The organism is Streptomyces venezuelae, assembly GCF_008642355.1.
Classification (GTDB): domain Bacteria; phylum Actinomycetota; class Actinomycetes; order Streptomycetales; family Streptomycetaceae; genus Streptomyces; species Streptomyces venezuelae_B.
The window spans coordinates 2,713,029-2,726,399 of sequence record NZ_CP029193.1 but is presented as its reverse complement, the minus strand read 5'-3'; the positions used below and the strand labels follow the sequence as shown (position 1 = coordinate 2,726,399).

Below are 13,371 nucleotides of genomic sequence, written 5' to 3'. Positions count from 1 at the left end.
AGCTGATGACTGCGCCAGCGGTCCCCGTTGCCCCCACCCCTGGCCGTCCGGGTCAACATCAGCTCGCGGTGGAGGGGTGGGAGTCAAGGGTGGAGCGGAGCGGAATCGGCGGAGCCGACGCGTAGCGCAGCGGAGCGCCCTTTACTCCCGGCCCGGAACCGCCACACTCCGCAAAACCCCGGGCGGCCCCGGCAACCGTCGAAGGCGCGGGCCCACCGAAGTCACCGCCCGGCTCACTACGCCAGAGCACTGGAACTCTCCCGTGTCGCTCAGGCGGCCGCTCCGCCCAGGTCCTCCGCCCTGATCCAGGCGACCGCGCAGGAGGGCAGGGCCTACACGAGGCTCGGCAACAATCGGGAGACCTGCTCGGCGGTGGAGCGCGTGCAGGCCTTCTCGGCCGCCGCGGGCACGCCGGAGACCCCCGAGCATCATTACCGCTACGACCCCGGCAAGTCCCTCTCGTACACCGCCACCACTCTCGCGTGACTGGGGGACGGTGCAGCGGAGCCCTATGCGCGCGAAGTGATCAAGCGTCTGAGTCCGGGTGACGGCATCGCTCAGTGGCCCAGACGAGTGGCGTCGGCCAACATCGATCTCGGACTGGTCCTGGTCGCGGAAGACCGCTTGGACAAAGCGTGCGACTCCGTACGGAAGGCCATCCTCAGCGGCCGGGTCGTTCCCTCGAATCACTGGCGTGCCCTGGAAGTCGTCCAAGCAGTCGAGTCACGTGCCCTGCCGGAAGCGGCAGACCTGCGAGACGCGTATCAGGGGCTGACCGCCCTACAGCAGTAGCCCGGGCACCAAATCGGTTGCCCTTCTTCCGCGCCGAGCGGGCCCCGCACCGCTGATGGGGACGGCAGCCCGCGACTACTTGGAGAGGTTCGGGGGCGGGGGCGGTATCGGGGACGCCGCCAGGGACTGGGGAGACGTCGCCGAGGCGTAGGCGGAAGGGGCTGCGACGGCGGCCGAGGGGTCCGCCGCGTCCTCCTGAAGCGCCAGCGGCAGGCCGCCCACGATGCGGATGCCCGCCTCGTCGAACGCCCGCTTGATGCGCCAGCGCAGCTCCCGCTCCACACCCAGGGACTGGCCCGGCATCGTCTTGGCGGAGACACGGACCACCATCGAGTCGAGGAGGACGCTGTCCAGGCCCAGGATCTCCACCGGGCCCCACAGCCGCTCGTTCCACGGCTCGTCCTTCGCGATGGCCTCGCCGACCTCCGCCAGCGTCGCCTTCACCTTGTCGAGGTCCTCGTCCGGGCGGACCGTCACATCGACGCCCGCCGTGGACCAGCCCTGGGAGAGGTTGCCGATGCGCTTGACCTCGCCGTTGCGGACGTACCAGATCTCGCCGTTGTCGCCGCGCAGCTTCGTGACGCGCAGGCCGACCTCGATGACCTCACCCGAGGCGACGCCCGCGTCGATCGAGTCGCCGACGCCGTACTGGTCCTCCAGGATCATGAAGACGCCGGACAGGAAGTCGGTCACCAGGTTGCGCGCGCCGAAACCGATCGCGACGCCCGCCACACCCGCGGACGCGAGGAGCGGCGCCAGGTTGATCTCGAAGGTGCCGAGGACCATGAGCCCGGCCGTTCCGAGGATCAGGAACGAGGCCACCGAGCGCAGGACCGAGCCGATCGCCTGCGAACGCTGACGGCGGCGCTCCACATTCACCAGGAGGCCGCCGAGCGCGGTCCCGTCCACGGCCTGCGCCGTGCGGTTCATGCGGTCTATGAGTTTGGTGATGGCGCGGCGGACGATGACGCGCAGGACGATCGCTATCGCGACGATGAGCACGATGCGCAGGCCGATGCCGAGCCACGTGGACCAGTTCTGCTCGACCCAGCTCGCCGCGTTCGTGGCGCTCTCCTGAGCGTCGTCGAGCGTGGGCGGCTTGGACTTCTGCGGGTCGTCCGGGTCCGTTCCGGCTGCCGACAGGACGGACAAGAACACGGCAGGTACCTCCAGGTATCGCGGCCTGCCCGGCGAACGAAGGACCGCCATCGAAGCGGAACCGGGGGAACCGGGCAGACTCACCACACTAACGGGGCATCGTGTGTGGATCGTTGTGATGTTCGGGGGAGAGACGGTGCTCACCATGGTGCTCACCTGGGCAAGTACCCGGGAGAACCGATTGCCGTGTCCGTGCCGCGCCCCCTGTGGTCGAAAACACTTCAAGGCCGTTACGGGCACATGCTGGCGCTACGACCAGGCATGAGGGGAGACTGACTACAGATCGTCCCGGCGCGAGCCACGCGCCGCCGGCGTTATAGGAGGCATCCGTGCCGCATGTCCTGGTCCTCAACGCGTCGTACGAGCCCCTCGGCGTCGTACCGCTCCGCCGCGCGCTCGTCCTCGTCCTGGAGAACAAGGCTCTCTGCCTCGAGGAATCCGGCGCCTTCATGCACAGCGCGTCGCGCACCGTCCCCGCACCCAGCGTGGTCCGCCTCAAGCGGTTCGTCCGGGTCCCCTACCGTGGGCCCGTCCCGCTGACCCGGCGGGCGCTGTTCGCCCGCGACGGCGGCCGGTGCATGTACTGCGGTGGCGTCGCAACCAGCGTCGACCACGTCATTCCGAAGAGCCGAGGCGGCCAGCACGCCTGGGACAACGTGGTGGCTTCCTGCCGCCGCTGCAACCACGTCAAGGCCGACCGGCACCTCATGGAGCTCGGCTGGCGGCTGCGGCACAAGCCCGCGCCGCCCTCGGGCCTCGCATGGCGCATCATCGGGACCGGACATAGGGATCCGCGCTGGCTGCCGTACTTGCAGCCGTTCGGCGCGGACGACGCGATGGCCCGGATCGACGGCATTTCCGCCTAGCAATCGATCCGGGCCTTTGTTGTACGCAGGTACGTACGGTGCCGTACGTGAGGTACACGTACGGCGGACGCGTGGCGGTCGTCACCTCTCGGCGACCGCGTACGCCTCCACCGACCAGAGCGAGTAGCCGAAGCGCGTGGCCCGCTCGTCGCCCTGCACCCGGATGAAGCGGGTGTCGCGCGCGTCCATGCGGACCGACTCGCGGCCGCCCCTGCCGTCCCGCACGGTCGCCGCCGTCCGCCAGGTCCTGCCGTCGGCCGACGTCTGCACGCGGTAGCCCGCCGCGTACGCGTCCTGCCAGCGCAGCACGACCTGCCCGAGCCGCACCGGCTCCGCGAGCTCCGCCTGCCACCACGCGCCGTCCTCGGCCGGCGACGACCAGCGGGTCTTCGGGTCGCCGTCGACCGCCGCGGACGCCGGGAAGTCCTTCGTCTCGTCGCCCGACGACGACGTCTTCGCGCCGCGCGCCAGGTCCGGCCCCGCCGTCCGCGGGAACGCGCGGACGGAGAGCGTGCGGGTCTCACCGCCGGAGGCGCCGGAGGCGCCAGAGGTGGCGAAGGTCACGGGGATGTCGTACGTTCCCGGGCGTGTGCCCGCGGGGACCGTGATCTCCACCGGTACGTCGACCTCCGTTCCGCGCACCACCGACGTCGGCGTGCCGGGGACCTTCACCTCGATGCCCCTCGGCGCCTTCGCGCGGAGAGCGCCGGTGACGTCGCCGGGGCGCAGGGAACGCAGCTTCGCGGAGATCCGCAGCGGGCCGCCGCCGATCTCCGCGTCGGCCTCGGTGCGGGACACGGAGAGGCGGGCGTCGGGGGTGTCGGCGAACCAGGGGACCAAGTGGCGGACGGAGCGGTCGGAGCCGACGGCGACCGTGGCGCGGATCGCGTCGGCGCGCAGGCCCTCGTGCTTCCCCGTGAGGTCCAGCTCCGTGAAACCGCTCCGTGCGAGTGCGCCGATCCGCCGCCAGCCCTCGCCCGGAACGTGAGCCTCCACCGCGCCCTCGGTTCCGGGGTCGGTCAGTGCCGTCACGGCGGCGAGCGTGCGGTCGTGGGGGAAGGCGGCTGTCCCGCCGTGCGACGCCCGCTCTGCGTCCGTCCCCGCCCAGGCCGCGTACGCCCTCTGCGTTCGCGCGAGGAACGGGTCGAGGACACCTTCGCCGACCGTGACGCCGCTCCGTTTCAGCTCCTTCTGGAGCCTCGTCAGGGCGCGCGACCCCCGCCAGGCCGCCGCGCCGTCGCCGGCGGACTGGGCGGCCAGGAGGTCGACCGCCGTCTCGCCCGCCTCGCCGTAGCGCGCCAACTGGTCGATCCAGGGGCGCACTTCGTCGTCGAGCTCGCTGTCGGCCAGGCGCTCGGGGGCCTCCCGCATCACGGTGAAGGCGGCGCGCAGCGCCTTCGCGGCGCGTCCGCCGCGTGCCCGGTCCGTCGTCGTACGGGCGTCCCAGAAGTCGTTCATGAGCGGCCGCAGGTACGCGGACTCGTCGGCGCCGAGCACGGACGACGCGTCGTTGCCCGCGAGGGCCCGCAGCGCGCCCCGCGCCTTCGCGTCGCCGCCCGCGAGGTCGTCGATGGCGGCGAGCCAGGACTCGTGGGGGCGGTAGGCGCGCGGGTTCCAGGCGTAGTCGGCGGCCGTGAAGAGGGGGATGCGGGAGGCGGAGGGCTGCTCCATGGCGTTGCCGAGGAGGGCGGCCGAGCCGGTGGCGACGGCGGGCTCGCGGCCGGTGTAGGGGCCGAGGAAGATACGGTCCTGCGCGAAGTCGTTGACGGGATAGTTGTCCATCGTGACCAGCGGGTGCAGGCCGAACGCCGCGCGGGCGCCCGCGAGCTCGCGGCCCGTGATGGTGCGCGGGACCACGCCGACGCCCGTCCACGCGACCTCGACGCGGCGGTCGAGGGTCCGCGAGAGGGCCGCGCGGTACTCCGTCGTCCCGTCCTGGAAGTACTCCGTCGGCATCAGGGAGAGCGGCTGGGCGCCGGGGTGGCGCGCGGCCAGATGCGCGGCGACCGCGTCGGCGACCCGGGCCTGCGCCTTCGCGGCGGCCTCCGGGCCCGACCCGAACGTCTCGGCGTCCTGCTCGCAGTGCCATTCGCTGTAGCTGACGTTCTGGAACTGCAGCTGGAACGCGCGCACGCCGAGCGCCCACATCGCGTCGATCTTGCGGGTGAGGTCCCTGATGTCCCGGTCGGACGACAGGCACATGGCCTGGCCGGGCGAGACGGCCCAGGCGAGCGTGACGTGGTTGGCCTCGGCCCGCTCCGCCAGGGCGCGGAAGTCGGCGCGCTGCCCTGCGGGGTAGGGCTCGCGCCAGCGGGCTTGGCGGTACGGGTCGTCGCCGGGGGCGTACAGGTACCGGTTCTGCTTCGTGCGGCCCATGAAGTCGAGCTGCGCCAGGCGCTGCTCGCGGGTCCAGGGCGTGCCGTAGAACCCCTCGGCGAGGCCGCGGACGGCGGTGCCGGGCCAGTCGCGGATCTGTACGCCGGGGACGGTGCGGGAAGCCGGGGCGCCGGTCCCACCGCCGGTGCCGCCGGTGAGCTGGCGCAGGGTCTGCACGCCGTGGAACAGGCCGTCGTCGCCGGTGCCCGCGAGGGCGACGGTGTTCCGTCCGTCGACGCGACCGACGGCGAGCCGGTACCCGCCCCTCGGCAGGTCGCCGCGTTCGCGGGCCCCCAGGGAGCGCAGCGCCCGGTCGGCGCCGGTCCCTCCGGCCCGTACGACGAGGGCGTCGCCCGCGGGCAGCGGATCGCCGTCGCGCACCTCGGTGATCCGCCGGGCGCCGGTGTCGTGGAGGAGGTCGCGGAGGGCTTTCAGGGCGTACGGGTCGTGGTCGCTGTCGTGTTCGACGCGGGGGACCACGAGGACGACGTCGTCGCCGACCGGGACGGCGGTGCCCGACGCGGTCATCGACTGGGGGCGCGGCCAGACGGACGGCAGGCGCGCGTCGCCCGCCCTGGCGTCGTCGTCCGGAAGGGTGACCGGAGCGCCGGGACCACCGGGCGCCCCCGGGTCCGCGAGAGCGCCGGGCGCGCCGCCGAGCGCACCCGCGATCACGGCGACCGCGACGGCGGCCGCGCCCTTCCTGCGCCGCAACTGCACGGCTCCTGCCCCTGTCTCTGCCCCCGGAGCCCTTGTGGCCCCATGCGTCACATGTGTCAGTGAGCCCACCACTGAGGCGGCGGGAGTGTCAACGGGAGCGGGTGTCGCGCGGGGGATTCTTCGCCGAACCTGCGCGAATCGGGGTGTGGAGCGGGTAGAAGGGCCTGCTGTCGCCGTGGACATCTTCCCGGCAGGCGCGGGGCCGGAGCGCGATCTTGCGGGGCGGGCTCGGCCTCGCTGGAACAACTTCCGTACCGGGAAAGGGATGTGACCAGGGTCACGTTGTGGCAACGTATACGTCTGCGCGCCCGCGCACTGGGTAGGGCTGCCGAGACCTGCCCCCTGAAAAGGAGCTCCCACGTGGCCGCTTCCGCAAATCTTCTGCTGTCCGCGCTCTCCAAACAGGTCTCCCACCCCGACTCGGGCCTCGACGGCTCCTGCTCCTGCGGCTGCATCGAGCCGCCCCTCACCAGCGAGCCCCCGCTCGCCGACGCGGCGCCGCTCACCAGTGAGCCGCCCCTCGCCGACGCCGCCCCGCTGACCAGCGAGCCGACCTCCACCGGCACGGCGTCGGGCCTGGACTTCATGGGGGTCTGATGGCCCTTTCCCGGCTGGCCGCCGCATACGGCGTGGCCACCTCCTACTCCCCGTCCCCGGGGCGCACCGTCCCCGCCGCCGACACCGCGGTGATCGCCGCGCTGGCCGCGCTGGGTGTGGACGCGAGCACTCCGGAGGCGGCCCGTGCGGCGCTGGCGGCGCGCGAGGCAGAGCGGGCCGCCCGCCCGCTGCCACCGACCGTGGTGGCGTGGACGGACGGCCCCCTGCCCCCGCCGCTCGCGGCACTGCCGCCGGGGACGCGGGTGCGGGTGGAGCCGGAGGGCGGCGGCGCGGCGGTCGAGTGGGAGGCGCCCACGGACACGCTCCCCGAGGCCCTGCCCTTCGGCATCCACCGCCTCCACGTGCGGAGCCGGGACCCCGGTACCCCGACCGGTACCGCGCACCTCGTCGTCGCCCCCCGGCGCGTCAGAACGCCGGGGCGGCGCACGCACGGCCTCCTCGTACAGCTCTACTCGCTGCTCTCCCGGCGCTCCTGGGGCATGGGGGACCTCGGTGACCTCGCCGAACTCGCCGGCTGGTCCTGCCGGACCCTCGGGACCGGCTTCGTGCAGGTCAATCCGTTGCACGCCGCCGTGCCGAACCCACCGGACGGGCCCGGCAGCGACCCCTCCCCCTACCGCCCCTCGTCCCGCCGCTTCCCCGACCCCGTGCACCTGCGCGTCGAGGCGATCCCCGAATACGCGTACCTGACCGGGGACGCCCGCGACCGGGTCGACGAGCTGGTCCGGAGGGCCGGGCTGCTGCGGGACTCCGTGCTCCGGCACGACGCGCTCATCGACCGCGACGCCGTCTGGGCCCTCAAGCGCGAAGCCCTCGAAGTGCTGCTCCACGAGGTGCCCCTCGGCCCCGGCCGCCGCGCCGCCTACAACGCTTTCCTGGCCGAACAGGGCACCGCTCTGGAGGACCACGCCACCTGGAACGCCCTCGCCGAGACCCACGGCCCCGACTGGCACTCCTGGCCGGCCGCCCTGCGCGACCCGGCCTCACCCGGCACCGCCCGCGCCCGCCGCGAGGCGATGGACCGCGTCGACTTCCACTGCCGCCTCGCCTGGCTCACCGACACCCAGCTCGCCACCGCCCAGCGCACCGCCCGGGAAGCGGGCATGGACATCGGCCTCGTCCACGACCTCGCCGTCGGCGTGCACCCCGGCGGCGCCGACGCCTGGGCCCAGCAGCGGCACTTCGCCCCGCGCATGTCCGTCGGCGCCCCGCCCGACGCCTTCAACGCGCGCGGCCAGGACTGGGGCCTGCCGCCGTGGCGCCCCGACCGGCTCGCCGAGTCCGGCTACGCCCCGTACCGCGCCCTCCTGCGCGGCCTGCTCCGCAACGCGGGCGCGCTCCGCATCGACCACGTCATGGGCCTGTTCCGGCTGTGGTGGATCCCCGAGGGCCGCGAGCCCACCGAGGGGACGTACGTCCACTACGACGCCGAGGCGATGCTCGCCGTCCTCGTCCTGGAGGCGCACCGTGCCGACGCCCTCGTCATCGGCGAGGACCTCGGCACCGTCGAGCCCGGCGTCCGCGAGACGCTGCGCGAGCACGGGGTGCTCGGCACCTCCGTGCTCTGGTTCGAACGGGACTGGGAGGACACCGGCCGCCCGCTGCCCGCCGATGCCTGGCGCGCCGACTGCGTGGCCACCGCCACCACGCACGACCTGCCCCCGACCGCCGCCCGCCTCACCGGCGAACACGTCCAACTCCGTCATGACCTCGGCCTGTTGACCCGGCCCCTCGCGCAGGAACGGGCCGAGGCCGCCGCCGACGTGCACGAATGGCTCGGGGTGCTCTCCCGGCTCGGGATGCTGCCCGGCGGCGTCGGCTGCGAGGAGGACGAGATCCGTGCCGTGCACCGGTTCCTGCTCGCCACCCCGGCCCGCATGATCGGCATCTGGCTCCCCGACGCCGTCGGCGACCGCCGCCCGCAGAACCTCCCCGGCACCTGGGACCAGTACCCCAACTGGCGGCTGCCCGTCGCCGACGCCGCCGGACGCCCCGTCACCCTCGAAGACCTCGCCGACTCTCCGCGCCTGCACGCCCTCATGGCGGTCTTCCGGGGCGAAGGCGCCCGTACGGCACCCCCGGGCGCGCACCCCGTTTAGGAGTTCGCTACGTTGGCACCGTGGACAAGAAGAACGCACTGCGCGCCGGCGCCCTGGCCTCCGGCACGACGCTGATGATGCTGCTCATGTCGTCCCCCGCCCTCGCGGCCGTGCGCGACGACGGTGACGACCCGGGCCCCGGCCTGAGCGTCATCGACACGCTCGGCCTGTACGTCGCCGCGCCCATCGTGCTGTTCCTGGTGATCGCGGGCCTCGTGATGGTCGGCGACAAGTCCCGGAAGCAGCAGAAGCAGGGCTGACCCGCCCCGCTCGCACTCCCGCACCACTTCACGCCGAAGGCACCCTGCCGCGCACGTTCGTCAGTACGTCGTCGCAGGGTGCCTTCGGCGTGCTCGGGTGCGCCTGCGCTCACGGCCGCTCGGCTGTCAGATAGCGCTGGAGCGTCGGCGCCAGCCAGTCCGTGATCTCCTCCTGCGTCAGCGCCGCCGACGGCGGGAACCGCAGCACGTACCGCGTCAGGGCGAGTCCGAGGAGCTGTGACGCGCAGAGCGCGACCCGGCCCGGCGCCTCGGCGGGGTCGGGGCAGACCTCACGCGCCACCGGCAGCAGCTGCTCGGCGAAGACGGCCCGCATGCGCTCGGCCCCCGCGTCGTTGGTGATGCCCACGCGAAGCAGCGCCGTGAGCACCCCGTCCCCCTCCCAGACGGCGAGGAAGTGCCGCACGAGCACCCTGCCCACCTCCGCGCGCGGCACCCGGCCGACGTCCGGCAGCCGCAGGTCCACCGAGGTGGCCGCGGCGAACAGCCCCTCCTTGTTGCCGTAGTAGCGCATCACCATCGACGGGTCGATGCGCGCGTCCTTGGCGATGGCGCGGATCGTCGCCCGTTCGTACCCGTCCGCGGCGAAGCGCTCGCGGGCCGCCGCGAGGATGCCGGCGCGGGTGGTGTCCGAGCGGCGGGGGGACTGGTCCGTGACTCTCTCCGTCATGCCAACAAGCGTAGGCCAACATGCGTGGGCCAACAACCGTTGACAGCCCATGGCTGCGGCCCTACGTTGGCCAACAAGTGTTGACCAACGAGCGTTGGCACCAGCTGACTCGGCTGACTCGGCCGGCATCAGGGAGGCCGTCATGACCAGTACCAGTACGACCGACAGCACCGTCGTGGTCGTCGGCGCGGGCCCCACCGGACTGCTCCTCGCCGGGGACCTCGCCGCCGCGGGCGTCCCCGTCACCCTCGTCGAGAAGCGCGCGCCCGGCATCAGCAACCTCTCGCGGGCGATGGTCGTGCACGCCCGCACCCTGGAGCAGCTGGACGCGCGGGGTCTCGCCGACGAGCTGGAGGCCAAGGGCGAGCCGCTCGCCGACCTGCGCCTCTTCGACCGCCTCGCGCTCGACCTGACCCAGCTCCGCTCGCGCTTCCGGCACATCCTCGTGCTCCCGCAGTACGAGGTCGAGCGCGCCCTGGAGCGCCGGGCGGTGGAGGCGGGGGTGCGCTTCGCGTACGAGACCGAGGTCGCGGGGCTCACGCAGGACGCGGACGGCGTCACGCTCGAACTCCGCGGCCCGGGTACCGGTGGCGGACCCGGGACGCTGCGCGCCGCGTACGTCGTCGGGGCCGACGGACTGCGCAGCGGTGTGCGTGCCGCCGTCGGCCTGCCCTTCCCCGGCAGGTCCGTCATCCGCTCGCTCGTCCTCGCGGACGTCCGGCTCGCCGAGCCCCCGGAGTCGCTGATCACCGTCAACGCCGACGGCGACGCGTTCGCCTTCATCGCGCCCTTCGCCGACGGCTACCACCGCGTCATCGGCTGGGACCGCTCGCGGAACGTCCCCGACAGCGAGCCGCTCGCCCTCGACGAGGTCAAGGGCATCGTCCGGCAGGCGCTCGGCCGTGACTTCGGCATGCATGACGCCCGCTGGATGTCCCGCTTCCACAGCGACGAACGCCAGGCGCCCGCCTAACGCGTGGGCCGCGTCTTCCTCGCCGGGGACGCCGCGCACGTCCACTCCCCGGCGGGCGGCCAGGGCATGAACACCGGGCTGCAGGACGCCGCGAACCTGAGCTGGAAGCTGGCCCGAGCCGTCCAGGGCCGCGCCCCGGACGGCCTCCTGGACACCTACGAGGCCGAGCGGCACCCCGTCGGCCGGACGGTGCTCCGCAGCAGCGGCGGGCTCGTCAGGCTCGCGATGGCCAAGCGCCCGTGGACGCGCGCGGCCCGCACCGCCCTGGCCGCCTTCGCCAACGCCGTGCCCGCGGTGCGCGCCGGGGCGGCGGGCCAGATCACCGGCATCGGCATCAAGTACCCGGCTCCCCGGGGTGCGCATCCCCTGACCGGCCGCCGCGTCCCGGACGTCGCACTCGCGGAGGGCCGCCTCTACGCGATCCTGCGCGCGGGCGAGTTCGTCCTCATCTCGCCCCGGGGCGAGAGTGGCGGGAAGGGTGAGTCGCCGGACGGGACGGTCCAGACCCACTGGTCGAGCGGACGCCGCACGACGGTTCTGGTGCGGCCTGACGGATATGTGGCGTGGGCGGCGGAGGGGTGGCAGCCGGGGTGAGGGCGGAGGAAGAAGGAAGAAGGAAGAAGGAGCGTACCTTTCAGTTTTCCTGAATCGAATCACCGAAAAGATTCGATGGACCTGATTGGTGTACGGGTGGCACGGTAGTCCCGCAACGCACCGAGTCCCCGCCGCGGCGGGGAGAGAGGCAAGGGATACCCCGTGGCAGTCCTGGACCGGACCCCCGCACACACCGCACCGGCCGCCGCGAGGACGGCCGCGCGACCCATCGGCGTCGGGCTCGCCCTCGCGGCCCTCGCCACCGTCGTCTGGTCGGGCAGCTTCGTCACCTCCCGCGCCCTGCACGACAGCGTGCCGCCCATCCAGCACGCGTTCTGGCGCTGGATCATCGCCATCGCCGCGGTCGCGCCGTTCGCGGCGAGGCGGACCTGGCGCCAACGGCACGTACTGCGCGAGCACGCCAAGTTCCTGCTCGTCGCGTCCCTGCTGGGCGTCACCGTCTACAACACCCTCGTCAACCAGGCCGGCATGACGACCACCGCGGGCAACATGGGCATGATCATGGCCGCGTCGCCGGTCCTGATGGCCGTCCACGAACGGCTCGGCGGCGCGAGGCTCGGCGCGCGGCGCGTGACCGGCATGCTCGTCGCCTGCGCGGGAGTCCTGCTCCTGGTCGGCAAGGGCTCGCTCACCATGGACTTCGCGGTCGGTGACCTCTGGATCATCGCGGCGGCGCTCTCCTTCGGCTCGTACAGCGCACTGCTCAAGCGCAAGCCCAAGGAGATCGAAGGACTCCCGTTCCTCTTCTCGACGTTCGTGCTGGGCGCGGTGATGCTGCTTCCGGTCCACATGGCGAGCTACGTGCTCCAGGGCGGCTTCGAGCCGACCGTCGGCACGGTGTCCCCGCTCCTCTACGTGGGCGTGGTGTCCTCGGCGATCGCGTTCTTCGCCTGGAACAAGGCGATCTCGATCATCGGCGCGGCCCGCGCCGGGGTCGTCTACTACCTCCAGCCGGTCTGCGTGGCCCTGCTCTCCTTCGCGGTGCTCGGCGAGGGGATGGGGTGGCTGCAGGTGCTGTGCATGGGGCTGATCCTGGGCGGCGTGGTGCTCGGCGCGGCCCGCACGAGGTAATGCTCCTGACCAGTCGGTACGTTGGGCTCATGAGCGAGTGGGACATCAAGAAGCTGCAGATCCTGCGCACGTTGAGCGAGCGGGGGACCGTGACGGCGACGGCGCGGACGCTGCAGATGACGCCGTCGGCGGTCTCGCAGCAGCTGTCCAATCTCGCGAAGCAGCTCGGCGTACCGCTTCTGGAGGCACACGGGCGCCGGGTCCGCCTCACCGACGCGGCGCACCTGGTGCTGCGGCACGCGGAGGCGGTCTTCGCCCAACTGGAGAAGGCGGACGCGGAGTTGACGGCGTACGTGCAGGGGGAGGCGGGGGAGGTGCGGGTCGGCGCGTTCTCGACCGCGGTGCCCGCGCTGGTCGTCCCCGCGGTGCGGGCGCTGCGGGGGGCGGCGCCGGGCATCTCCGTGCGGGTACGGGAGACCGAGGCGGCGCAGGCGTACGAGCTCCTCGCCGCGGGCGAGGTCGACATCGCCCTGTCCCTGGCCGTCCAGGCGCCGGCGGCGGTGGACGCGGACACGCGATTCACGCGGGAGTCCTTGCTCGCGGACCCGCTGGACGTGGCGCTGCCGGTCGACCACTGCCTGGCGTCCGCGCCGGACCTGCGCCTCGCCTCCCTGGCCGCCGAACCCTGGATCTTCGGCGGCAGCGGCCCCTGGTCCGAGATCACCCGAGCCGCCTGCGAGGCGGCGGGCTTCACACCGACCCAGGCCCACTCGGCGTCCGGCTGGACGTCGATCCTCGCGATGGTGGAGGCGGGGATGGGGGTGGCGCTGGTGCCCCGCATGGCGGCGGTACGCAGAGACGGCGTCCTGATGCGGGAGCTGACCGAGGACCACCCCACCCGCCACGTGATCGCCGCGGTGCGTCGTGGGGCGGCGACGGGAGTGGCGGTGTCGCGTGTGCTTGTGGCGTTGCGGGAAGCGGTGCCTCGTCGGGACCGGTGAAAACTCCCCCGGCACCGCCCGGCCCCGGTCCCCGCGCTCCGCGCGGGGCTTCCCCACCCACCCCCGACACCCGACGAAGACCGGTCGGCCGGGGGTGGTTCGGGGGCGCGGGGAGCGGCGCGCGAGCGGCCAGGTGAGGGGCGGCGCGAGGGGGTGCGGGAGGAGCCGCGTAGCGGGGGCGTGCCGCAAGGGCG

Annotated in this window: 9 protein-coding genes and 1 pseudogene; 7 read left to right on the top strand and 3 right to left on the bottom strand. The window is 73.2% G+C overall.

The window, feature by feature from the left end:
* Window positions 1-867 precede the first annotated feature (867 nt).
* Window positions 868-2,001: a mechanosensitive ion channel family protein gene (locus tag DEJ47_RS12510; protein ID WP_150167802.1), complete on the bottom strand. Its 1,134-nt coding sequence runs from the start codon at window positions 1,999-2,001 to the stop codon at window positions 868-870.
* 278 nt (window positions 2,002-2,279) lie between these two features.
* Between DEJ47_RS12510 and DEJ47_RS12505 the strand changes: the two genes are divergently transcribed.
* Entirely contained in the window at window positions 2,280-2,816 is a 537-nt protein-coding gene (locus tag DEJ47_RS12505) for an HNH endonuclease (protein ID WP_150167800.1), read from the top strand.
* An 81-nt stretch (window positions 2,817-2,897) separates the two neighbouring features.
* Here DEJ47_RS12505 and DEJ47_RS12500 read toward each other — a convergent pair whose 3' ends face one another.
* Complete coding sequence (locus DEJ47_RS12500; RefSeq protein WP_150167798.1) at window positions 2,898-5,912, bottom strand: beta-N-acetylglucosaminidase domain-containing protein; 3,015 nt, start codon at window positions 5,910-5,912, stop codon at window positions 2,898-2,900.
* A 360-nt stretch (window positions 5,913-6,272) separates the two neighbouring features.
* Between DEJ47_RS12500 and DEJ47_RS12495 the strand changes: the two genes are divergently transcribed.
* The 3 genes from DEJ47_RS12495 to DEJ47_RS12485 are packed head-to-tail and all read left to right on the top strand — an operon-like array spanning window position 6,273 to window position 8,889.
* A complete protein-coding gene (locus DEJ47_RS12495) occupies window positions 6,273-6,509 on the top strand; it encodes a hypothetical protein (RefSeq protein ID WP_150167796.1) in 237 nt (78 codons plus the stop codon).
* Window positions 6,509-8,629: a 4-alpha-glucanotransferase gene (gene malQ, locus DEJ47_RS12490; protein WP_150167794.1), complete on the top strand. Its 2,121-nt coding sequence runs from the start codon at window positions 6,509-6,511 to the stop codon at window positions 8,627-8,629. The genes DEJ47_RS12495 and malQ overlap by 1 nt, the downstream gene beginning before the upstream one ends.
* Before the next feature lie 20 nt (window positions 8,630-8,649).
* The gene (locus DEJ47_RS12485; protein ID WP_150167792.1) at window positions 8,650-8,889 is read left to right on the top strand and encodes a hypothetical protein; all 240 of its coding nucleotides are present in this window, start codon (window positions 8,650-8,652) and stop codon (window positions 8,887-8,889) included.
* Window positions 8,890-8,998: 109 nt separating this feature from the next.
* On the opposite strand, the gene DEJ47_RS12480 is transcribed toward DEJ47_RS12485, so the two are convergent.
* Window positions 8,999-9,577 carry a TetR family transcriptional regulator gene (locus DEJ47_RS12480; RefSeq protein ID WP_150167790.1) on the bottom strand — a complete coding sequence of 193 codons (579 nt, stop codon included), beginning with the start codon at window positions 9,575-9,577 and terminating at the stop codon, window positions 8,999-9,001.
* 142 nt (window positions 9,578-9,719) lie between these two features.
* On the opposite strand from DEJ47_RS12480, the pseudogene DEJ47_RS12475 reads away from it, so the two are divergent.
* The 3 genes and pseudogenes from DEJ47_RS12475 (at window position 9,720) to DEJ47_RS12465 (ending at window position 13,177) form a co-directional block, all read left to right on the top strand.
* Window positions 9,720-11,144 (top strand): annotated as a pseudogene (locus tag DEJ47_RS12475) (FAD-dependent monooxygenase).
* A gap of 162 nt (window positions 11,145-11,306) precedes the next feature.
* Complete coding sequence (locus DEJ47_RS12470) at window positions 11,307-12,236, top strand: DMT family transporter (protein WP_150167788.1); 930 nt, start codon at window positions 11,307-11,309, stop codon at window positions 12,234-12,236.
* 29 nt (window positions 12,237-12,265) lie between these two features.
* A complete protein-coding gene (locus tag DEJ47_RS12465) occupies window positions 12,266-13,177 on the top strand; it encodes a LysR family transcriptional regulator (RefSeq protein ID WP_150167786.1) in 912 nt (303 codons plus the stop codon).
* The last annotated feature ends 194 nt before the right edge of the window (window positions 13,178-13,371 follow it).

Excerpts from the sequence above, each read along its gene's own strand:
- DEJ47_RS12480 (WP_150167790.1), bottom strand. The coding sequence starts at position 9,577 with ATGACGGAGAGAGTCACGGACCAGTCCCCCCGCCGCTCGGACACCACC.
- DEJ47_RS12465 (WP_150167786.1), top strand. The coding sequence starts at position 12,266 with ATGAGCGAGTGGGACATCAAGAAGCTGCAGATCCTGCGCACGTTGAGC.
- malQ (WP_150167794.1), top strand. The coding sequence starts at position 6,509 with ATGGCCCTTTCCCGGCTGGCCGCCGCATACGGCGTGGCCACCTCCTAC.
- DEJ47_RS12510 (WP_150167802.1), bottom strand. The coding sequence starts at position 2,001 with ATGGCGGTCCTTCGTTCGCCGGGCAGGCCGCGATACCTGGAGGTACCT.